The sequence below is a fragment of the Actinosynnema sp. NPDC050801 genome, assembly GCF_040673975.1.
GTDB lineage: Bacteria > Actinomycetota > Actinomycetes > Mycobacteriales > Pseudonocardiaceae > Actinosynnema.
Genome location: NZ_JBFAQZ010000006.1, coordinates 216,337 through 236,753, shown reverse-complemented (window position 1 = coordinate 236,753; position 20,417 = coordinate 216,337). Strand labels below are relative to the sequence as shown.

Below are 20,417 nucleotides of genomic sequence, written 5' to 3'. Positions count from 1 at the left end.
CCCGCTGACCGCTCACCCCGCCGGCATGGTGGGGTGGCTCTGGAAGAACAGCGCGTTGCGCACCACGAGTTCCTTGGCGAGCGCCGCGACCCGGCCGGTGAGCACGCGCTCCTTCGGGCTGTCGTCGGCGTCCACGAACTGGATCAGGCCGTCCCGGCGACCGAGGCTGACGCACCGGATGTGGTACCGGAAGTCGAGCCGGTCGGCCGGCTCGTCGCCGCCGAGCCGCTTCGCCAGGGCGCGCACCGCCTGCTGCGCGGTGGGCAGGCCGGTCGCGCACGCCATCCGCAGTTCGAGGCCGTCGTGGCGCTTCATCGCCGCCGCGTCGCCGATGCCCTGGACCTCGGGGTGCGAGATCGACGTCAACGTCTGGTCCACCAGCAGGCGACCGTGGTCGTCCACCGCGAACCCGGCCCGCGCCGCCAGGTCGGGCACGGCGAAACCGGCCGTCCAGACGACCGTGTCGGCGGCGACCAGCTCGCCGCCGTCCAGCACCAGGCCGTCGGCGCGGACCTCGGTGACGTGCGCGTGGTCGCGCACCCGGACGCCGAGCCGGGCGAACACCTTGCGCAGGTGCCCCCTGCCCTTCTCCGACAGGGCGTCGCCCAACCCGCCGGCGGTGACGAGCACGACGTCCAGGTCCGGTCGCGACTCGGCCAGTTCCGAGGCGGCCTCGATGCCGGTCAGCCCACCGCCCGTCACGGCGACCGTGCGCGCGCCCTTGAGCGCCACGGCCAGCTTCTCGGCGTCCTCGCGGGTGGCGACGGTGTGGGCGTGCTCGGCCGCGCCGGGGACGCCGTCCAGGTTCGCCTGGCTGCCCGCGGCGTAGATCAGCCGGTCGTAGGCCAGCGTGCCGCCGGTGAGCTGGACCTTGCGGGTGTCCGGGTCGATGTCGGTCACCCGGTCCACCACCAGGTCGACGCCGGTGCCCTTGAGGAGGTCGGCGAGCGGGACGTCGCGCATCCGCTGACCCACCGCGAGCTGGTGCAGCCGGACCCGCTCCACGAACCGGTCCCGCGCGTTGACCAGGGTGACCCGGGAGCCGGTCCACCTCGCCGCCAGCTTGGCCGCGGCCAGACCCGCGTACCCCGCGCCGACCACCACGATGTGCTCTGCCATTTTCCCGTCCTTTCGTCGTGAGAGGAGCGAGAGAGGGCGGCGCGGTGTGACGGCATAGGGTGTGAGTCGTGTCACCTGTTTCCGTGCTGCACACCTGGCAAGTGCCCGCGACGACGCTCACCGCCGCGCGCAAGCTGCTCGACGAGGCGTTCGACGGCGATTTCAGCGACGAGGACTGGGAGCACGGCCTCGGTGGCGTGCACGCCTTCGTCTGGGACGGCGACGAGCTGATCGGCCACGGCGCGGTCGTGCAGCGGCGGCTGCTGCACGCACGCCGGGTCGCGGGTGTCCCGCACACCACCCGCGCGCTGCGGGCCGGTTACGTGGAAGGGGTCGCGGTGCGGGCGGACCGACGCCGCGAAGGCGTCGGCGGGGTCGTGATGGCGGCTCTGGAGGACGTGGTGCGCGGCGCGTACCCCCTCGGTGCGCTGAGCGCGTCGGAGGACGCTCTGGCGTTCTACGCGGCGCGCGGGTGGCAGCGGTGGCGTGGCAGGACGTTCGCCCTGACGCCCGCCGGGGTCGAGCGCACGGAGGAGGAGGACGACGCGATCTTCGTCCTGCCGGTCGTGCCGCTCGACCTGGCGGGCGACCTCACCTGCGACTGGCGCGACGGCGACGTCTGGTAGCTACGGGGTGTCCGTCGTCGTCGGCGTGGTGGTGGTCGTGGCCGACGCGGAGGAGGAGGACGACGTCGGCGGCTCGTAGGACGTCGGCGGGTTGCTCGGCGGCTGGGTGGTGAGCCGCGCTTCGGACGACGCCGACCCCGGCTGCGGTGGCTGCTCCGCGCGGTCCTCGGGCTTCGAGCCGGTCGTCTTGCCCGGCTGGGTGGTCGACCGCTTGGACACGGTGACGACCACCGTGGCCGTGCCCGCGTGCGGTGCGGCGCTCAGCGACGTGTCCGTCGTCGTCTTCAGCTCGGCGAGCGGTTCCGGCGGCGCCGCGGTGGACCCGCCCGCCAGCACCGAGGCGAGCGTGGCGATCACGGTGGCGACGGCGGCGCCGCCCGCGGCGAGCAGCACCACCGAGGAGACCTTCTTCTTCGGTGACGCTTGATCTTCCTCGAACACACCATCTCCCTGTGGGGGATCCGGACGGATGGTCAGTGTTCGAGTTATCGGCGGATCATGCCGGGGGCCTCAACGTTCGAGCGGTCGTCCACACGATGGTGTGGACGACCGTCACCCCGGGCGGACGATCTCGTTACGGCTCGGTCGGCGGGTCGACCGGCGGCGTCGTGGTCGTCGTCGTGGTGGTGGTGGTCGTGCTGGTGGTCGTCGTCGGCTTCGTGGTGGTCGTCGTGTTCGCCGGCGGCTGGGTGGTCGTGGTGGTGGGCTGCGGCTGCGGGTCGTCGACCACGGTGGTCGTGGTCGTCCCGTCCGGCCGGGTCACCGTGGTCACGCGGGTGCGCCGCGAGGTGGTGGTCGTCGTCGTGGTCTCGGTCGTCGTGGTGGTGGACTCCGCGGTGGTGGTCAGGCTGATCGAGGAGACCGACGTGCGCGGGACCGTGCTGAGGGTGCTGCGCGAGACGACGTCCTCGCGCGGCAGCTGCTCCCCGGAGGAGGCGGCCGGGGTCGCGCCCGCCAGGGACGCGATGGTGGCGAAGATCGTCGACACGGCGACACCGGACGCGGCCAGCAGCACGTGGGGCGACACGCGCAGGCGGGGGCGCTCGGGCTCCGGGGTCTCGTACAACGGTTCTCCCAATGTTCGTCGGACGTCTTTACCAGCCGAAGTTCTGGGTCCAGTACCAGCCGCGGGTGTCCAGACCCACGCCGATGGTGGTGAACCCGCAGTTCAGGATGTTGCGCCTGTGCCCGTCGGAGTTCATCCAGGCCCGCATGACCTGCTCGGCGGAGCGCTGCCCCATGGCGATGTTCTCCCCGCCGGGGCTCGGGTAGCCCGCCGCGCGCATCCGCTGCGCGAAGTCGACGCCCTCCGGGGTGGTGTGCGAGAAGTAGTCGCGCGCGGCCATGTCGGCGCTGTGGCCCTGCGCGGCCTCGACCACCCGCTCGTCCACCTTGAGCGGCTTGCAGCCGGCGAGGTCGCGGGCCTCGTTCACCAGGGCGACGACCTGCTGCGCCTGCGGCACGTCGGCGGGCGCGGTGGTCGTCGTCGGGGCCGCGGACGTCACGGGCGGCGTCGTGGTCGTCGTCTCGGTCGTGGTCGTGGTGGTCTCGGTGGTGGTCGTCGTCGCGGTGGTCGTCTCCGGCGACGACGGCGCCTCGGTGGTGGTCGGCAGGTCCTCCGGCTCACGGCTCTGCGCGGGCTCACCGACACCGCCCACCCCGCCGACGCCCACGTTGTCGGAACCGCGGCTCTGTGCTGCGCTTACCCCGACGAACGGGGCGAGCTGTTCCGGGTTGGCGACGGCGACGCCGGTCGCACCGGCCGCGCCGAGGAGCAGGCCGACGAGTCCGCCGATCACGGATCGGTTACCACGCCGTGCTGTCACGGTCGCGCACCGTACCACTAACGGGTGAAATGTCAGGATGGCTGTTGTGGCTGGAGTAGAGGGGACCGTACGTCTGACCGCCTGGGTGCGGGGCCGGGTGCAGGGCGTCGGCTTCCGCTGGTGGACTCGTGCGAGGGCACTTGAGCTGGGACTTGTCGGTTCGGCGTCCAATTTGCGGGACGGTCGGGTGGAGGTGAACGCGGAAGGTCCGGAATCGGCGTGCCGGGATCTGCTCACCGCGCTGCGTTCCGGCGGTACCCCTGGTCGGGTGGACTCGATCGTGGAGCGCTGGTCGGAGGCCCGCGGTGGCCTCACCGGTTTCGTGGAGCGTTGAACGCCGAGGGGTCCGATGGCGTAGTACTTCGATGTGGACCGTGGCGAAGATGTCGTCAGGCAGCTGTACGGCCGTTGGCGCGGCCCGCTGCACGGCTACGTCCTGCGCATGGTCGGCGGTGACCACCAGCAGGCCGAGGACGTGGTCCAGGAGACGCTGTTGCGGGCGTGGCGGCACGTCGACGAGCTGACCCCGGCCGACGCGGGCCCCTGGCTCTACACGGTGGCCAGGAACCTGGTCATCTCCGGCTTCCGCAAGCGCGGCGGCCGCAACTCCGAGGTGCCGATCGAACCGGGCGACCTGCCCCCGGTCGCGGACGAGGTGGAGCACGTCCTGCAGAGCTGGCAGGTCGCGGAGGCGCTGCGCGCGCTGAGCGTCGACCACCGCAACGTGGTGGTCGAGCTGTACTACCGGCGGCGCTCGGTCGCCGAGGCCGCGGTGGTGCTGGGCATCCCGCCCGGCACGGTCAAGTCCCGCTGCTTCTACGCCCTGCGGGCGTTGCGGGACGCGCTGGAGGAGCGGGGGGTCACCGAGTCGTGAGCTGTGACCGGACCGTGGCGCTCGGCGCCTACCTGCTCGGCTCGCTCGACCCGGCGGAGCGGTCGGCGTTCGAGCGGCACGTGCACGGCTGCTCCACCTGCCGCCGGGAGATGGTGCGGCTGGCGCCGTTGCCTGGGCTGCTCGGCCAGGTGCAGCTGGCGGACCTGGAGCTGCCGTTCGACGACCCCGCGCCCGACCCCGACCTGTGGCCGCTGCCCCCCGAGCCGCCCACCGCCCCCGAGCCCGAGCCGCGGCACGCGTCGCGCGTGCGGCGTTGGCCGGTGCTGGTCGGCGCCGCGGCGCTGCTGGTGCTGGTCGCGCTGGGCGTGCTGCTGGTGCCGAGGCTGACCGGTGACGACGGCGTGCACCGCGGCGGCGAGGCCGCCGTGACCTGGCGCGCCTCCGACGCCACCTCCGGCGTGGTGGCCAGCGCGGACCTCGTCGGCAAGTCGTGGGGCACCGAGCTGTGGATGAGCATCGAGAACATGCCCAAGGGCGTGAGGTGCAAGCTGATCGTCCACGACCGGGCCGGGCGCACCGAGATCGGCGGCTGGTGGGGCACCGACCACGCCCCCGACGAGCGGATCCCCGGCTCCACCTCGTTCCCGGTCGACGAGATCGAACGGCTCGACCTGGTGGTCGACATGAGGGTCCTGGTGTCGGTCCGGCCGTGATCGCGCTGGTCAGCGTGCCGACGACTGGTGTGAGGACCGCACGGGTACTCTGCCCGGCGTGCACCTCAAGAGCCTGACGCTGAAGGGCTTCAAGTCCTTCGCCTCGGCTACCACGCTGCGCTTCGAGCCGGGCATCACCTGCGTCGTCGGGCCGAACGGGTCCGGCAAGTCGAACGTGCTCGACGCGCTGCGCTGGGTCATGGGCACGCAGGGCGCGAAGGACCTGCGCGGCGGGAAGATGGAGGACGTCATCTTCGCCGGCACGTCCGGCCGCGCGCCGCTCGGCCGCGCCGAGGTGACGCTGACCATCGACAACTCCGACGGCGCGCTGCCGATCGACTACGTCGAGGTGTCGATCACCCGCCGGATGTTCCGCGAGGGCGCGACCGAGTACGAGATCAACGGCAACTCCTGCCGGCTGATGGACATCCAGGAGCTGCTCAGCGACTCCGGCATCGGCCGCGAGATGCACGTGATCGTGGGCCAGGGCCAGCTCGCCGCGATCCTGGAGTCCAAGCCCGAGGAACGGCGGGCGTTCGTCGAGGAGGCCGCGGGCGTCCTCAAGCACCGCAAGCGCAAGGAGAAGGCGCTGCGGAAGCTGGAGGCGATGCAGGCGAACCTGACCCGCCTGACCGACCTCACCGCCGAGCTGCGCCGCCAGCTCAAGCCGTTGGGCAAGCAGGCCGAGATCGCCCGCCGCGCCCAGGTCGTGCAGTCGGAGTTGCGCGACGCCAAGATGCGCCTGCTCGCCGACGACCTGGTCACGCAGCGCGAGGCGCTGGCGCGCGAGGAGCAGGACGAGGCCGCCGCCCGCGCCCGCCGCGCCGAGGTGGAGAAGTCGCTGCAACAGGCGCAGTTGCAGCAGAACGAGCTGGAGGACCAGGTCGCGGCCGACACGCCGCGGCTCCAGCAGGCCCAGGACACCTGGTACCGGCTCTCGGCGCTGGAGGAGCGGCTGCGCGGCACGGTGCGGCTGGCCGTGGAACGGGAACGGCACCTGTCCGCGGCCGTGGACGCGCCGCGCGGCGGGCGTGACCCGGACGAGCTGGAGGCCGAGGCCGAGCAGACCGCGCAGCTGGAGCAGGAGCTCCAGGACGGCGTGACGGAGGCGCGGGTCGGTCTGGCGGAGGCCGTGGAGACGCGGGCCGAGCTGGAACGGATGGTGTCCGCGGCGGAGAAGGCGCACCTGGCCGCGGTGCGGGCGATCGCCGACCGGCGCGAGGGCCTGGCCCGGCTGTCCGGGCAGGTGGAGGCGTTGCGGTCGAAGACGAGCGCGACCGCCGAGGAGATCGAGCGGATGTCGATCGCGCTGGCCGAGGCGGTCGAGCGGTCGGAGGTCGTGCAGCAGGAGCTGGCCGAGGCCCGTGAGGTGACCGGGACCGAGGACGAGGACGACGTCGGCCTGGACGAGCGGCACCGGCTGGCCGCCGAGGCGGACGACGCCGCGCGCCGCCGGGTCGAGGAGCTGGTCAAGGCCGAGCGGACGGCCGAGCGGGACATCGCGTCGTGGCAGGCGCGGGTGGACGCGCTGTCGTTGGGCCTGACCCGCAAGGACGGCGCGGGCGCGTTGCTGGCCTCCCGGTTGCCGGGGCTGCTGGGCTCGGTGGCGGCCTTGCTGACCGTGGAACCGGGCGCGGAGGTCGCGCTGGCCGCGGCGCTGGGGCCGATCGCGGACGCGGTCGCGGTGGCGTCCGGCGCCGACGCGGTGGCGGCGTTGGAGTTGTTGAAGGAGCAGGACACCGGTCGCGCCGGAGTTCTCGTGGGCGGTGCCGCGGTGGTCGTCGACCGGTCCGGGTGGCCGGCGCTGCCGCCCGGCACGCGGTGGGCCGTGGACCAGGTGCAGGCGCCGGAAGCGCTGCGGCCCGCGTTGCACCGCGCGTTGGACAAGGTCGTCGTGGTGGACTCGCTGGCCACCGCGCGGGAGCTGGTGGACGCGCACCCGTCGGTGCGCGCGGTGACGCGTGACGGCGACGTGCTGGGCGCGGACTGGGCGGTCGGCGGGTCCGGGCGCAGCCAGAGCGTCATCGAGGTCCAGGCCGCGGTGGACGAGGCGTCGGAGAAGCTGGCGCTGGCCGAGCGCGCGCTGGAGCAGTCCACGGCCGCCCTTGAGGGCGCACGGGCCGAGCAGCAGGCGCGTCGGGCCGAGGTCGCCGCGGTCAAGGAGCAGCTCAACGAGGCCAAGGTGCGGCGCGCCCGGTCGTCGGAGCGGCTCAACCGGCTGGCCTCGGCGGTGCGGTCGGCCGAGGCCGAGGTGGAGCGGGCGCGGGTGCAGCGGGAGAAGGTCGAACTCGCCCGCGAGGAGAACCTGCTCAAGCTCGGCGAGCTGGAGGAACGCCTGCTGGTGGCGCAGGAGCAGCCGCTGGACGACGAGCCGGACACGGCGCACCGCGACGAGATGGCCGCCGAGCTGGCCGCCGCCCGCCAGGGCGAGGTGGAGGCGCGGCTGGCGCTGCGGACCGCCGAGGAACGCGCCCGCGCGTTGCAGGGCAAGGCGGAGGGGCTGCGCCGGGCGGCACGCGCCGAGCGCGAGGCGCGGGAACGTGCCCAGCGCGCCCACGCGGCCCGGGCACGGGGCGCCGTCGTGGCCAAGGCCGTGGTGCGCGGCGGTGAGCTCGCGCTGGAGAAGATCGCCGCGTCGCTGGCCCGCGCGGCCCGCGAGCGCGACGCGGCGCAGGAGCGCCGGACGCAGCGCGAGGCGTTCCTGGCCCAGGTGCGCAACCTGGTGCGCGAGATGTCGGTCGAGCTGGAGAAGCTGACCGACGCCGTGCACCGCGACGAGGTGTTGCGGGCCGAGCAGCGGATGCGCATCGAGCAGCTGGAGACCAAGGTCTCCGAGGAGTTCGGCATCGGCCTGGAGGACCTGGTCGCCGAGTACGGGCCGGACGTGTTCATCCCGCCGTCGCCGCAGGAGGTCGCCGAGTACGAGGCGGCGAAGGAGCGCGGCGAGCTGGTGACCGCACCGCAGCCGATGCCCTACGACCGGGACACGCAGGCGCGGCGGGCCAAGCGGGCGGAGCGGGACCTCTCGCTGCTGGGCAAGGTCAACCCGTTGGCGTTGGAGGAGTTCGCGGCGCTGGAGGAGCGCTACAAGTTCCTGTCCAACCAGCTGGAGGACATCAAGGCGACCCGACGCGACCTGCTGACCGTGGTGAAGGAGGTCGACGACAAGATCCTGGAGGTCTTCACGTCGGCCTACGAGGACGTCGCGCGCGAGTTCGAGGTCGTGTTCAAGGTGCTGTTCCCCGGCGGCGAGGGTCGGCTCGTGCTGACCGAGCCGGACGACATGCTGACCACGGGCATCGAGCTGGAGGCCCGACCGCCGGGCAAGAAGGTCAAGCGCCTGTCGTTGTTGTCGGGTGGGGAGAAGTCGCTGGCGGCGGTGGCGATGCTGGTGGCGATCTTCCGGGCCAGGCCGTCGCCGTTCTACGTGATGGACGAGGTCGAGGCGGCGTTGGACGACACCAACCTGCACCGGTTGATCGGCCTGTTCGAACAGCTGCGGGAGCGGTCGCAGCTGTTGATCATCACGCACCAGAAGCCGACCATGGAGATCGCCGACGCGCTGTACGGCGTGTCGATGCGCGGTGACGGCATCAGCCAGGTGATCTCGCAGCGGCTGCGCGGCGAGGACAAGCCGAAGCGCGCCAGGGCCGCCGCCAAGGCCGAGCCCACCGCCGACGGCCCTGCCGTGGTCACTGCCGACGCCGTCGCCGTTCTGGAGGCTGAGGCCGCCCCGGAGACTGAGGCCGCCCCGGAGACTGAGGCCGCCCCGGTGACCGAAGCTGCGCCGGAGACTGACGCCGCGCCGGTGACCGAAGCCGCGCCGGAGACTGACGCCGCGCCCTAGTCCTCCCGGTGCGCGAACCCGGTCCGGTAGGCCCCCACCACCGCCTGGGTGCGGTCGCGCGCGTCCAGCTTGGCCGGCACGTGCTTGACGTGCGTCTTCACCGTCTCGACCGACAGGTGCAGCGACCGCGCGATCTCCGGGTTCGACTACCCGCGCGCCAACGCCCGCAGCACGTCCGCCTCGCGCCACTGCCGTACCTGACCAACTCGCTCGGGGAGCTGGCGGCGAACGACGGTGGGCTGGCCGCGCACTACGTGGCGCAACCGGCGTGGACGCGGGGCGCGCTGTACGTGCACATGGTGTTCAGCGGGCTGGCGTTGCTGTTGTCGCCGCTGCAACTGTCGACGCGCGTGCGCGGCAGGGCGCCGCGACTGCACCGCGTGGCGGGCCGGGTCACCATCGTCGCGATGGTGGTGGGTGGCGCTGCCGGCGGTGCGCTGGCCCCGTTCAGCATCGCCGGTTGGGTCGGCACGGCCGGCTTCGGGCTGCTGGCCGTGCTGTCGGTGGTGTTCCCGCTGCTGGGCCTGCGGGCCGTCCGCACCGGCGACGTGCCCGCCCACCGCCGCTGGATGGTGCGGGCCTTCGCCCTGGTCTATGCCGGTGTGGCGCTGCGGCTGGGCGTGGTGCTGCTGGTGCCGGTGACGGGCAGCTTCGCGACGGCGTACGCGTTCATGCCGTTCGGCTCGTGGGTGCCGAACCTGCTCGTCGCGGAGTGGGTGCTGCGGCGCGGTCGGGTCAGCGACCGTCGAGCTGCTTCGCCTCTTCCGGTGTAGGAGCGGTGCCGCCGAGGTGGGCGGGCTGCCACCACTGGTCCTCACCCGACTCCGGGTAACGGGCCTGGGCGTCGTCCAGCAGCGCCTGCATCCGCTCGTGCAGCGCGGCGTCCGTGGTGGGCTCCATCGGCTCGCCGATGATGATGGTGATCGGCACGTGCCGCTGGGTCAGCGACTTCGGCCTGCCCTTGGTCCACAGCCGCTGCGTGCCCCACACGGCCGTCGGCAGCAACGGCACGTCGGCCTCGGCCGCCATCCGCACCGCGCCGCTCTTGACGTCCTTGACGGTGAACGACCGGCTGATGGTGGCCTCGGGGAAGATCCCGACGATCTCGCCGGCCCGCAGCGCGTCCACCGCCTGCTGGTAGGACGCCTGCCCGGCGGTCCGGTCCACCGGGATGTGGTGCATCCCGCGCATGAGCGGGCCCGACACGCGGTGCTTGAACACCTCGTGCTTGGCCATGAACCGGACCAGCCTGCGCGCGGGCTGCGCGCCGTAGCCGGCGAAGATGAAATCGAGGTAGGAGACGTGGTTCGAGGCCAGCACGGCCCCGCCGGTGGTCGGCACGTGCTCCGCGCCCTCCACGGTGATCCGCATGTCGAGCACGCGGAACATCAGCTTGGCCGCGGCGATCACCGGCGGGTACACGCGATCTGGCATATCCCCAGCCTACGTTACTCGTCGGTAGTGCGATCGTGCTCGCGCACCACCTTGGGAACGCCGGCCAGGTCCTCCTCATTGCACAGCAGCTTCAGGGCGTAATAAGGCGAGCCCTTGGTGTCGTCGTAGTCCAGGTGGACCGCGATCACGTCGACCGCTTCACCGAGCCAGTCCTGTGTTTGCCGCAGCCAGGAGGCCGCGCGCTCCAACGCGTTGGGCAGGTCGTCGTCACGGAACTCGACCGGCCGGTAGGGGACCTCCTGGACCTGGTCCCGCTGGTTGGCAGGCATCGGTAGGTCTACCGCCACCCCGCTGTCGTTGAGTTCGAGTTGGATCGTTTCCTCGCTCACCCTCCCAGGGTTCCCCAACGCGAAACGCGCGGCAATAGATGTCGGTCATCGGTGATGTCGTGTCGAACTCCCCCGGCCGCGGGCGCCACCCTGCGAAACCGGGGTGTCACGGTCCGCACACCCGTGCCGTCAGACCCGGACCGGCAGCTCGGCCAGGCCGCTGACCAGCACCTTCCGCCACGCGAGCTCCTCGATCGGCCGGGCCGCGCGCAGCCCCGGGAATCGCCGCAGCAACACCAGCAGCGCTTCCTGGAGTTCGATGCGCGCCAACTGCGCACCCAGGCAGAAATGAGGGCCGATGCCGAGCGCGAGGTGCTGGTTGGGCGTGCGCGCGAGGTCCAGCGCGTCCGGTGACGCGAACGCGCGCGGGTCGCGGTTGGCCGAACCGATGGACGCCATCACGCCCTCGCCCGCCCGGACGACCACACCCGCGAGCTCCACGTCCTCCAGCGCCACCCGCAGCTGGCCGACCTCACTGAGCCGGGTGAACCTCATCAGCTCCTCCACCGCGCTCGGCACCAGGGCCGGGTCGCGCACCAGCCGATCCCACTGCGACCGCTCGCGCAGCAGGGTGGCGACGAAGCTGGTGATCTGGTTGGCCGACGTCTCGTGTCCCGCGACCAGCAGGTTCAACGCGAACGCGACCAGCTCGTCGTGCGTCAGCGGCGTCGCGCACAGCTCGTCCAGCAGGTCGTCCGAGCGGGGGTCGCGCCGTTTCACGGCGACCAGCGCGCCCATGTACTCCAGCAGGCTCGCCATCGCCGCCTCGACCCGCGGCTGCTCGGACATCTCCAGGCTGTACGCGAGTTCCACCCACTCGCGGAACCGCTCGCGGTCGGCGTAGGGCACGCCGAGCAGCGTGCAGATCACCTGGATCGGCAGCGGCAGCGCGTACACCTGCCGCAGGTCGGCGCCGTCCACCACGTCGTCCGCCAGCCGTTCGCACAGCTCGCGCACCCACGACCGGGTCCGCTCGATCCGCCGGTGCGAGAACGCGCCGGACACCAGCTTGCGCAGCCGGGTGTGCTCGGGCGGGTCGGTGGTCGGCAGGGTGCCGGGCAGCGGCCGGGACACGCCCACGCGGGGCGCGCCCGCCGCCACCACCCCCGCCCGGGAGAACCGCGGGTCGGCCAGCACCAGCTTCACGTCGTCGTAGCGGGTCACCAGCCACACCTCGGCGCCCGCGAGCGTGCGGACCCGGGCGACCGGCGCCTCGTCCCGCAGTCGCGCCCACGTGGGCGACGGGTCGAAGGCGAAGGCGTCGGCGAAGGGGATGTCGAGGACGTCGTCGGTCATGACCTCGACGCTAGGAGCCCAGGGGAGCGCAGTGCCAGCGCCATCCGGTGCGCCTGGGCAGGTCGCCGAGCGCGATGCGGCCGTTCGCCCAGAGCAGAGTGTCGACCGGGTCCCGGTCGGTCGGCGCCTCGGGGAACATCCGGGCCAGCACCCTTCGCGCCGACCCGGCCGGCATCGCGAACTCCAGCCCCAGGCCGCGCGCGGCGTCGTGGGTGTGCACCAGCATCTCGTCGCAGCCCATCCCGGCGAACCCGGCCGCGTCCGCCAGACCCCACGGGTGCCAGCCCCGGAGGTCCGCCGCGGCCGCCCGCGCCACCACCGCCGCCAGCACGGACGCGAACGCCCGCAGCGTGCGCACCAGGTCGGCCGGTGACGAGTCCGGCCGCACCGCGATGTCGGCCGTGCTCAGCTCGCTCGTCCCGCTGAGGAGATCGGTGGAGTACCAGAGCATGCAGTCCGAGATGTGCGCCACGGTCTTCGAGACCGTCCAGCCCATCTCCGGCACGACCGCCGTCCAGTCCGAGTCCAGCGCCCCTTCGAGGAACGACGCGCACCGCTCGGCGACCTCGGTCACGTCCCGTTCGTCCAGCACCGAAAACTCCCTCGCATTCGCCCGTCCTCGCGGGTGACCATTCCAGACATGTACGACATCCGTCCCGCCGCCCAGGACGACCTGGACGCCGTGCTCGCATTGGTCCTGCGGTTGCAGGCCGACGACGCGCACCACATCGGCTACCTCGGCGAGACGCTCGGCGACATCGCCGCGGAGCTGTCCGAGTTCGAACCCGACTGGGCCTCCTGCACGCTGGTCGCCACCGACGACTCGGGCTGGGTCGTCGGCGCGCTCAGCGTCGAGGCCGACGCCGAATCAGGCCGCGCCTACCTGCACGGACCGTTCGTCGACGTGCCGGTCAACCACCCGGCGGGCAGCCGGATCTGGGACCAGACCGCCGACGCGCTCTACGCGGCCGCCGCGCCGCTGCTCGACGGGATCGCCGACCGCGAGCTGCTGGGCCACACCGGGCACCGGCGGCTGGCCGCGTTCGCCGAACGGCACCGCTTCGCCGCCGCCCGCGCGTGCGGCATCCACGTGCTCGACGGCGACGGCCTGCGCGGCCTGCTGCTGCGCGAGGCGGGCTGCCCGCGCACGGGGCCCGCCCGCGAGATGCGCGTGCTGCCGACCGACCCGGCCGTGCACGAGGCGGTGGCCGTGCTGCACGAGCGGTGCTTCCCCAAGACCTACCTGTCCGGGCGGAAACTCGTGGACGGCAGCCGTCGGCACACCGTGGTGGTCGCCGTGGACGGCGACCGCGTCCTCGGGTACGCCTCGGGCAAGGCCGAGCCGGGCGAGTTCTACCTGGACTTCGTGGCCGTGGAGCCCGACGTGCGCGGGCAGGGCGTCGGCGCGGCGCTGGTCACCGAGCTGGTCTGGAAGCTCGCCGCGTCCGCCGGCGCGCGACCACAGGTGGCCGCCGCGATACTGGCCGGCAACCGCTCCTCCCAACGGCTCTTCGACCGGCTCGGTTTCCACCTCCACCTGGAACTGGTCGCCTACCGCGCCAACGCCGCCTGAACCCCGGCGGTCACGCCGCCTTGGCCGGCACCGCGTCGTCCTGCACGTCCGGCGGCTGGTAACCCTTGTGCCGCAACGACATCAACCCACCCACGATCAACGTCACGAGCACGCCCAACACCGTGTACCAGGGGTACGCGAGCGCCACGACCTTCTGCGCGGGCGCCGCGGGCGAGAAGTCGATCGCCAGGGTCGCGTCCGGTCCGACGAACTTCACGCCCAGGATCACGAACGCCATGACCACCACCGTCACCGCGAACGCCACCACCGCGTCGAGCTCCTTGGCCTTGCGGAACACCAGGCCCAGCAGGAACGCGCCGAGCAGCGCGCCGTAGGTGAACCCGGCGATCGACAGGCCCTGCTCGACGATCGGGTTGCCGCGGCGGGTCAACGTGGCGAACAGCCCGGCGCACACGATCAGCAGACCGGCCCACGCCACCGTCCAGATCCGGCCCTGGCGGAACACCTCCGCCTCGGTCATCGGCCGCCGCACCACCCGCTGCACGACGTCGGTCACGGTCGAGGACGCCAGCGCGCCCAACGAGGACGACAGCGCCGCCGCCAGGATGCCCGCGATCACGAACCCGGACAGCCCCGACGGCATGTCGTTGACGATGAAGTTCGCGAACAGCTCGTCGTTGTTGTTGAGCTTGAGGTCCTTGACCGGGTTGGCCCCCTTGTAGAACGCCCACAGCATCACGCCGATGAACAGGAACAGGGCGAACTGGAAGAACACCACCACGCCGCTGGTGATCAACGCCTTCTGCGCCGCCCGCACGTCCTTGGTGGCCATCAGCCGCTGCACGATGAGCTGGTCGGCGCCGTGCGAGGCCATGGACAGCACCGCGCCGCCGATGAACGCGGTCACGATCGCGTACGGCGAGGTGAAAGCACTGGCGTTGAAGTCGAGGACCTGGAACTTGCCCGCGTCGGCGGCGCCGGTGAACCAGCCGTCGGGCAGCTTCCCGTTCAGCACCAGGATGACCGCGAACGCGCCGATGACGTACCAGAGCATCTGGATCGCGTCGACCCACACCACGGCCCGCACGCCGCCGAGGAAGCTGTAGACGACCATCGCGACGCCGAGCGCCGCCACGATCACCCAGTACGACACGTCCACGCCGTACGCGACGAGCACCACCTTGATCGGGATGGCGGTGGCGAACAGGCGCAGGCCGTCCGCGAGCAGCCGGGTGACCAGGAACGTCAGCGACGCCGTGCTCTGGATGTTGCGCCCGAACCGCTTGCCGAGGAACCCGTACGCGGTGATCAGCTCGCCCGCGATGTACTTGGGCAGCAGCACGAACGACACCACGATCCGGCCGATGAGGTAGCCGATCGCCAGTGACAGGAACGTCGTCGTGCCCAAGTAGGCGACCGTCGGCACGCTCAGCACGGTCAGCGTGGACGTCTCGGCCGACACCACCGAGACGCACACCACCCACCACGAGATGCGGCGCTCGCTGACGAAGTAGTCGGTGGCGGAGCGCTGGCGCCCGGCGATCCACACGCCCAGCAGCGGCATGCCCACCAGGAACAGCACGATGATGCCGACATCAAGTGCGCGCACGGTCTCCTCCATCTCCCTGGAACTCTTCGCCCGACGGTGGCCGGTGGCGGCTGACCGTCAGTCCGGTCACGGCGGTGAGCGCCGGCTCGGGCAGGCGCAGCGGGTAGCGGCCGGGGGTGATCGACCCCAGCGGGCGCGGGCCGGCGGCGCCGGTGGCGGACGGCACGTTCGCGGGCAGGCCGTGCCAGGTCAGGAAGCCGAGCAGGGCGGTGAGGTAGGCCTCCTTGGCCGCGGCGGGCAGCCCCAGTTCGTCGCTCGTGCGCAGGTCCACGCGTCGGCCCAACGACTCGACCAGCACGGGGTTGCGCATCCCGCCGCCGGAGCCGATGACGGTGCCCTCGCACTCGGCGGCGATCGTGCGCGCGGTGAGCTCGGTCAGCGTGGCCAGCAGGTCCTCGGCGGGCATGGTCAGGCCCTCGGTGACGCGGTCGAGGTAGGAGCGGTCGAAGTGCTCCTTGCCGGTCGACTTGGGCGCGGGTCGGGCGTAGTACGGGTCGGCGAGCAGGCGGTCGAGCAGCTCGGCGTGGATCCGGCCGCGGCGGGCGAACTCGCCGTCGGTGTCCTGGTTGCGCAGGCCGCCGGACAGCACGGTCATCGCCGCGTCCATGAGCGCGTTGCCCGGTCCGGTGTCGTAGGCGACCACACCACCGGGCGAGACCTTGGTGACGTTGGCGATGCCGCCGATGTTCAGCGCGGTGGCGGGTCCGTCGAACCCGGCCAGCCAGAGGGCGTCCAGCGTGCTGGCCAGCGGGGCGCCGTGACCGCCCGCGGCGACGTCCCGGACGCGCAGGTCGGCCACCACGGGCAGGCCGGTGGCTTCGGCTATCCACGCGGGCTGGCCGAGTTGCAGCGTGCCGAGGCAGCGGCCGTCCTCGACCCAGTGGTGCACGGTCTGGCCGAGCGAGGCCACGAGGTCGCCCCGGTGCCTTGCAGCGGCCTCGGCGAACGCCTGGCCCAGCCGCGTGTCGAGCACGCACAGCTCCGCGGCACTGGTCGGTGGTCTGCGCAGGTCTTCCGGGAACGGGTACTCGGCGTGCTCCACCGGGACGAGCACGACGGTAGGGCCGTCCAGGGACAGGTCGGCCACGGCCACGTCGATGGCGTCCATCGAGGTGCCCGAAATGAGCCCGATCACCCTCACGCCCTGTGGTCTATTCCACACAGACCGCCGGCGCAAGAGTGTTCGTGGGAAAGTTGCCGGAAATCAATCTGGTTCGTCGATCGTCAACATGTGGTGGCGTGCGAGGATTGCGCCGTGTCCACCACGTCCCTGATCTGGATCATCGTCGTCGTCGCGGCACTGCTCGCGGTCGCCCTCGTGACGGGCGTCGTGCTGGCGCGGCGCCGGCGGATCAGCATCATCGAGCCCGAGCAGGACAAGCCCGCCAAGGGTTACCAGGCCGGTGGCGCGATCTCGTTCAGCGCGCCCGCGCCGCCGGTGGCCGAACCGACCAGACCGGCCGAGCCGGTCGAGCGCACCAAGCCAGTCGAGCGCACCAAGCCGGTCGAGCGTGCCGGGGCGTCGCCCGCTCCCGCGCCGGTCGAGCCCACCAAGCCGGTCGAGCCCGCCAAGCCGGTCGAGCCCGCCAAGCCCGTCGAGCCCGCCCAGCCCGTCGAGCACCCCGTCGCCGAGCGCACCGAGGTCGACGGTCAGCCGGGTGTCGGTGACGACGCCGCCGTGCCCCGTGACTCGGTCAAGCGCGGGTTCGTCGAGGTCGACCTGCCCGAGGCGGCCTCCGAGATCGAGGAGATCGAGCCGACGGCCGGTCGGCTGGAGCGGCTGCGCGGACGGCTCTCCCGGTCGCGGTCGACGTTCGGCCAGAGCGTGCTGGGGCTCCTGGGCGCGGGTGACCTGGATGAGGACTCGTGGACCGACATCGAGGACACGCTGCTGATGGCGGACCTGGGTGCGGCGATCACGGACCAGATCGTCACGGCGCTGCGGGAGCAGATCGTGGCGCGCGGTGTGCGCACGTCCGACGACGCCCGCGCGTTGCTGCGGGACGTGCTGGTGGGGGCGTTGCACCCGGAGATGGGTCGCGCGGTGAACGCGTTGCCGCACGCCAACGGCTCCGGTGGGGTGAAGCCGGCCGTCGTGCTGGTGGTCGGCGTGAACGGCGTCGGCAAGACCACCACGACCGGCAAGCTGGCCCGCGTGCTGGTGGCCGACGGTCGCACCGTGCTGCTGGGTGCGGCGGACACCTTCCGTGCCGCCGCGGCCGACCAGTTGGAGACTTGGGGCTCGCGCGTGGGCGCGTCGACCGTCCGGGGTGCCGAGGGCGCGGACCCGGCGTCGGTGGCGTTCGAGGCGGTGAAGCAGGGCGTCTCCGACGGCGTCGACACGGTGCTGATCGACACCGCGGGCCGGCTGCACACCAAGACCGGCCTGATGGACGAGTTGGGCAAGGTCAAGCGGGTGGTGGAGAAGCAGGCGAAGGTCGACGAGGTGCTCCTCGTGCTCGACGCCACCACCGGCCAGAACGGCCTGACCCAGGCGCGGGTGTTCGCCGAGGTGGTCGACGTGACCGGCATCGTGCTGACCAAGCTCGACGGCACCGCCAAGGGCGGCATCGTGTTCCAGGTCCAGCGCGAGCTGGGCGTCCCCGTCAAGCTCGTCGGCCTGGGCGAGGGCGCCGACCACCTGGCCCCGTTCGAACCGACCGCCTTCGTCGACGCCCTCCTCACCTAACCGCGAGTCGAACCCTCAAGCCCCGCGAGTCGAACACTCAGGTCTCGCGAGTCGAACCTCCAGGACCCCCGAGTTCAACGCTCAGGTCGCACCAGCGCGACGCGAACGTCGAACTCGGGGGTCCTGGGCGTTCGACACGCGGGACCTGGAGGTTCGACACGCGCGGTTGGTCAGCGGCGGGATTGGGTGGAGAGGCGGGTGGCGGTGGCCAGGACCTCGGGGATGATCCGGGTCAGCGAGTCCTTGGTCAGGCGGCTGTCGGGGCCCGAGATCGAGACGGCGGCCAGGGTCGGGGCGCCGTGCAGGGGGACGGCGATGCAGCGCACGCCCAGCTCCTGCTCGCTCTCGTCCAGCGCGTAGCCCTGCTCGGCGATCCGGTCCAGGGACGCCAGCAGCTCGTCCGGGTCGGTGATCGTGTTCGGCGTGTACGCGGGCAGGCCGGTGCGGGCCAGCAGGGCGCGCACCTCGTCGCGCGGCAGCTGGGACAGCATCGCCTTGCCCACGCCCGTGCCGTGCGGCAGCAGCCGGCGACCCACCTCGGTGAACATCCGCATCGAGTGCCGTGACGGCACCTGCGCCACGTACACCACCTCGTCGCCGTCGAGCACGGCCAGGTTCGCGGTCTCCTCCACCTGGTCCACCAACCGCGCCAGGAACGGCCGCGCCCACGTGCCGAACTGCCGCGACGCGCTCTCCCCGAGCCGGATCAACCTCGACCCGAGCGTGTAGCGGCGGTTGCTGTTCTGCCGCACGTACCCCAGCGTGACCAGGGTGCGGATCAACCGGTGGATGGTCGGCAGGGGCAGGCCGGAGGTGGCGGCGAGCTCGGACAGGCTCGCCTCGCCACCCGCGTCGGCCAGGCGTTCGAGCAGGTCGAAGGCGCGTCGCAGCGACTGGACGCCGCCCGTGGACTCCTGTGCCACCGTCACACTCCTTCGTTGCCGTTCCGCGTGGTGAAAACTATAGTCCGCGAAGTAGAAACCGATCGGAATCGAGGTGGACTTCCATGTCCGGTGTTCGCGTCCTCGGGGGCGAAGTGGAGCGCGGGGACGAGATCCTCACGCCGGACGCGCTGGAGTTCGTCGCCGGGCTGCACCGCGACTTCGCCGCCACCCGCGACGAGCTGATCGCCCGCCGGGCGCAGCGCCGCCGGTTGGGTTTCCTGCCGGAGACGCAGGCGGTGCGAGAGGGTGACTGGAAGGTCGCCGAGGCGCCCGAGCCGTTGCGCGACCGGCGGGTGGAGATCACCGGGCCGACCGAGCGGAAGATGACCGTCAACGCGTTGAACTCCGGCGCGAAGGTGTGGCTGGCCGACCTGGAGGACGCCAACACCCCGCACTGGCACAACGTGGTCTCCGGCCAGGTCAACCTCTACGACGCGGCCCGCGGCACGATCGAGCACACCTCACCGGAGGGCAAGCGCTACGCCCTGCGCGACGACGTGGCCCGACCCACCATCGTGGTCCGGCCGCGCGGTTGGCACCTGCCCGAGCGGCACCTGGAGATCGACGGCAAGCCCGCCGTGGGCGCACTGGTCGACTTCGGCCTGCACTTCTTCCACAACGCCGAGCTGGGCGTGCCGTACTACTACCTGCCCAAGATGGAGAGCCACCTCGAAGCCAGGCTGTGGAACGACGTGTTCACCGCCGCGCAGCAACGGCTGGGCGTCCCGCACGGCACGGTCCGCGCGACCGTGCTGATCGAGACGATCCCCGCCGCGTTCGAGATGGAGGAGATCCTCTACGAGCTGCGCGAGCACGCGTCGGGCCTGAACGCGGGCCGCTGGGACTACCTGTTCAGCGTCATCAAGTACTTCCGCGACGGGGGCGCGGACTTCGTGCTGCCCGACCGCAACAGCATCACGATGACCGCGCCGTTCATGCGCGCCTACACCGAACTGCTGGTGCGCACGTGCCACAAGCGCGGCGCGTTCGCGATGGGCGGCATGGCGGCGTTCATCCCGAACCGGCGTGACCCGGAGGTCACCGCGCAGGCGTTGGAGAAGGTGCACGCGGACAAGACCCGTGAGGCGGACGACGGGTTCGACGGCTCGTGGGTGGCCCACCCGGACCTGGTTCCGGTGTGCCGGGAGATCTTCGACGACAGGTTGTCGGACAAGCCGAACCAGCTCGACGAGCTGCGGCCCGAGGTGTCCGTCACCGCCGAGCAGCTGCTGGACTTCAAGTCGACCGGCGGTAGCGCGACCCGGGCGGGCGTGGAGTCCGCCGTGGACGTCGGCGTGCGGTACCTGCTGTCCTGGCTGGGCGGCAACGGCGCGGCGGCCATCCACAACCTGATGGAGGACGCCGCCACCGCCGAGATCTCCCGCTCGCAGCTGTGGCAGTGGGTGCACAACGACGTCGTGCTGGACGACGGCACGCCGGTCACCGCCGAGCTGGTGCGCGGTGTGCTGGCGCGGGTGAAGGAGGACCTGGAGGGCGAGCACCTCGACCTGGCCGTGGAGCTGTTCGAGCAGGTCGCGCTGGCCGACGAGTTCGTGGACTTCCTGACCCTGCCCGCCTACGAGCGGATCGGCTGA

20 protein-coding genes and 1 pseudogene are annotated in these 20,417 nt (G+C 72.1%); 9 read left to right on the top strand and 12 right to left on the bottom strand.

Features of this window, described 5'->3' with window-relative positions:
• Window positions 1-12: 12 nt before the first annotated feature.
• The gene (locus AB0K14_RS16165) at window positions 13-1,119 is read right to left on the bottom strand and encodes an FAD-dependent oxidoreductase (RefSeq protein ID WP_360447171.1); all 1,107 of its coding nucleotides are present in this window, start codon (window positions 1,117-1,119) and stop codon (window positions 13-15) included.
• Window positions 1,120-1,187: 68 nt separating this feature from the next.
• Between AB0K14_RS16165 and AB0K14_RS16160 the strand changes: the two genes are divergently transcribed.
• On the top strand, window positions 1,188-1,745 hold the full coding sequence (locus tag AB0K14_RS16160) for a GNAT family N-acetyltransferase (RefSeq protein ID WP_360447173.1): 558 nt from the start codon (window positions 1,188-1,190) through the stop codon (window positions 1,743-1,745).
• Here AB0K14_RS16160 and AB0K14_RS16155 read toward each other — a convergent pair whose 3' ends face one another.
• From AB0K14_RS16155 to AB0K14_RS16145, 3 genes are all read right to left on the bottom strand, one after another.
• Entirely contained in the window at window positions 1,746-2,186 is a 441-nt protein-coding gene (locus tag AB0K14_RS16155; RefSeq protein WP_360447175.1) for a hypothetical protein, read from the bottom strand.
• 133 nt (window positions 2,187-2,319) lie between these two features.
• A complete protein-coding gene (locus tag AB0K14_RS16150; RefSeq protein WP_360447177.1) occupies window positions 2,320-2,811 on the bottom strand; it encodes a hypothetical protein in 492 nt (163 codons plus the stop codon).
• Between the two features lie 28 nt (window positions 2,812-2,839).
• Window positions 2,840-3,544, bottom strand: a complete 705-nt coding sequence (locus AB0K14_RS16145; protein ID WP_360447179.1) for a CAP domain-containing protein — start codon at window positions 3,542-3,544, stop codon at window positions 2,840-2,842.
• 64 nt (window positions 3,545-3,608) lie between these two features.
• On the opposite strand from AB0K14_RS16145, the gene AB0K14_RS16140 reads away from it, so the two are divergent.
• Genes AB0K14_RS16140 through smc form a run of 4 tightly spaced genes read left to right on the top strand, consistent with a single transcriptional unit; the run spans window position 3,609 to window position 8,966 of the window.
• Window positions 3,609-3,905 carry an acylphosphatase gene (locus AB0K14_RS16140; protein ID WP_360447181.1) on the top strand — a complete coding sequence of 99 codons (297 nt, stop codon included), beginning with the start codon at window positions 3,609-3,611 and terminating at the stop codon, window positions 3,903-3,905.
• A gap of 33 nt (window positions 3,906-3,938) precedes the next feature.
• Window positions 3,939-4,445 (top strand): sigma-70 family RNA polymerase sigma factor, encoded by a 507-nt coding sequence (locus AB0K14_RS16135; RefSeq protein WP_360447183.1) that lies wholly within the window; start codon window positions 3,939-3,941, stop codon window positions 4,443-4,445.
• Window positions 4,442-5,119 carry a zf-HC2 domain-containing protein gene (locus AB0K14_RS16130; protein WP_360447185.1) on the top strand — a complete coding sequence of 226 codons (678 nt, stop codon included), beginning with the start codon at window positions 4,442-4,444 and terminating at the stop codon, window positions 5,117-5,119. The genes AB0K14_RS16135 and AB0K14_RS16130 overlap by 4 nt, the downstream gene beginning before the upstream one ends.
• 58 nt (window positions 5,120-5,177) lie before the next feature.
• Entirely contained in the window at window positions 5,178-8,966 is a 3,789-nt protein-coding gene (gene smc / locus AB0K14_RS16125) for a chromosome segregation protein SMC (RefSeq protein WP_360447187.1), read from the top strand.
• Here smc and AB0K14_RS16120 read toward each other — a convergent pair.
• Window positions 8,963-9,151: pseudogene (locus tag AB0K14_RS16120) on the bottom strand (LuxR C-terminal-related transcriptional regulator); the annotation flags it as partial. The gene smc and the pseudogene AB0K14_RS16120 overlap by 4 nt on opposite strands.
• Window positions 9,152-9,262: 111 nt before the next feature.
• Here AB0K14_RS16120 and AB0K14_RS16115 point away from each other — a divergent pair.
• Window positions 9,263-9,739, top strand: a complete 477-nt coding sequence (locus tag AB0K14_RS16115) for a DUF2306 domain-containing protein (RefSeq protein ID WP_360447595.1) — start codon at window positions 9,263-9,265, stop codon at window positions 9,737-9,739.
• Here AB0K14_RS16115 and AB0K14_RS16110 read toward each other — a convergent pair.
• From AB0K14_RS16110 to AB0K14_RS16095, 4 genes are all read right to left on the bottom strand, one after another.
• A complete protein-coding gene (locus tag AB0K14_RS16110) occupies window positions 9,702-10,400 on the bottom strand; it encodes a lysophospholipid acyltransferase family protein (RefSeq protein WP_360447189.1) in 699 nt (232 codons plus the stop codon). The genes AB0K14_RS16115 and AB0K14_RS16110 overlap by 38 nt on opposite strands.
• Before the next feature lie 14 nt (window positions 10,401-10,414).
• A complete protein-coding gene (locus tag AB0K14_RS16105; RefSeq protein ID WP_123745931.1) occupies window positions 10,415-10,750 on the bottom strand; it encodes a hypothetical protein in 336 nt (111 codons plus the stop codon).
• A gap of 129 nt (window positions 10,751-10,879) precedes the next feature.
• The gene (locus tag AB0K14_RS16100; RefSeq protein WP_360447191.1) at window positions 10,880-12,046 is read right to left on the bottom strand and encodes a cytochrome P450; all 1,167 of its coding nucleotides are present in this window, start codon (window positions 12,044-12,046) and stop codon (window positions 10,880-10,882) included.
• 10 nt (window positions 12,047-12,056) lie between these two features.
• Window positions 12,057-12,638, bottom strand: a complete 582-nt coding sequence (locus tag AB0K14_RS16095; protein WP_360447193.1) for a maleylpyruvate isomerase N-terminal domain-containing protein — start codon at window positions 12,636-12,638, stop codon at window positions 12,057-12,059.
• A gap of 48 nt (window positions 12,639-12,686) precedes the next feature.
• Between AB0K14_RS16095 and AB0K14_RS16090 the strand changes: the two genes are divergently transcribed.
• On the top strand, window positions 12,687-13,619 hold the full coding sequence (locus tag AB0K14_RS16090) for a GNAT family N-acetyltransferase (protein ID WP_360447195.1): 933 nt from the start codon (window positions 12,687-12,689) through the stop codon (window positions 13,617-13,619).
• 10 nt (window positions 13,620-13,629) lie between these two features.
• Here AB0K14_RS16090 and AB0K14_RS16085 read toward each other — a convergent pair whose 3' ends face one another.
• Complete coding sequence (locus tag AB0K14_RS16085; protein ID WP_360447197.1) at window positions 13,630-15,189, bottom strand: sodium:solute symporter; 1,560 nt, start codon at window positions 15,187-15,189, stop codon at window positions 13,630-13,632.
• Window positions 15,176-16,330, bottom strand: coding sequence for an anhydro-N-acetylmuramic acid kinase (locus tag AB0K14_RS16080; protein WP_360447199.1), 1,155 nt, complete (start codon window positions 16,328-16,330; stop codon window positions 15,176-15,178). Before AB0K14_RS16080 ends, AB0K14_RS16085 begins: the two co-directional genes overlap by 14 nt.
• Before the next feature lie 114 nt (window positions 16,331-16,444).
• Between AB0K14_RS16080 and ftsY the strand changes: the two genes are divergently transcribed.
• Window positions 16,445-17,878, top strand: coding sequence for a signal recognition particle-docking protein FtsY (ftsY, locus tag AB0K14_RS16075; RefSeq protein WP_360447201.1), 1,434 nt, complete (start codon window positions 16,445-16,447; stop codon window positions 17,876-17,878).
• Between the two features lie 170 nt (window positions 17,879-18,048).
• Here ftsY and AB0K14_RS16070 read toward each other — a convergent pair whose 3' ends face one another.
• Window positions 18,049-18,801: an IclR family transcriptional regulator gene (locus AB0K14_RS16070; protein ID WP_360447203.1), complete on the bottom strand. Its 753-nt coding sequence runs from the start codon at window positions 18,799-18,801 to the stop codon at window positions 18,049-18,051.
• An 83-nt stretch (window positions 18,802-18,884) separates the two neighbouring features.
• On the opposite strand from AB0K14_RS16070, the gene aceB reads away from it, so the two are divergent.
• Window positions 18,885-20,417, top strand: coding sequence for a malate synthase A (gene aceB / locus AB0K14_RS16065; protein ID WP_360447205.1), 1,533 nt, complete (start codon window positions 18,885-18,887; stop codon window positions 20,415-20,417).

Coding starts and splice junctions, on each gene's coding strand:
- AB0K14_RS16165 (WP_360447171.1), bottom strand. CDS start 1,119: ATGGCAGAGCACATCGTGGTGGTCGGCGCGGGGTACGCGGGTCTGGCC.
- AB0K14_RS16140 (WP_360447181.1), top strand. CDS start 3,609: ATGGCTGTTGTGGCTGGAGTAGAGGGGACCGTACGTCTGACCGCCTGG.
- AB0K14_RS16115 (WP_360447595.1), top strand. CDS start 9,263: ATGGTGTTCAGCGGGCTGGCGTTGCTGTTGTCGCCGCTGCAACTGTCG.
- AB0K14_RS16110 (WP_360447189.1), bottom strand. CDS start 10,400: ATGCCAGATCGCGTGTACCCGCCGGTGATCGCCGCGGCCAAGCTGATG.
- AB0K14_RS16100 (WP_360447191.1), bottom strand. CDS start 12,046: ATGACCGACGACGTCCTCGACATCCCCTTCGCCGACGCCTTCGCCTTC.
- AB0K14_RS16090 (WP_360447195.1), top strand. CDS start 12,687: ATGTACGACATCCGTCCCGCCGCCCAGGACGACCTGGACGCCGTGCTC.
- aceB (WP_360447205.1), top strand. CDS start 18,885: ATGTCCGGTGTTCGCGTCCTCGGGGGCGAAGTGGAGCGCGGGGACGAG.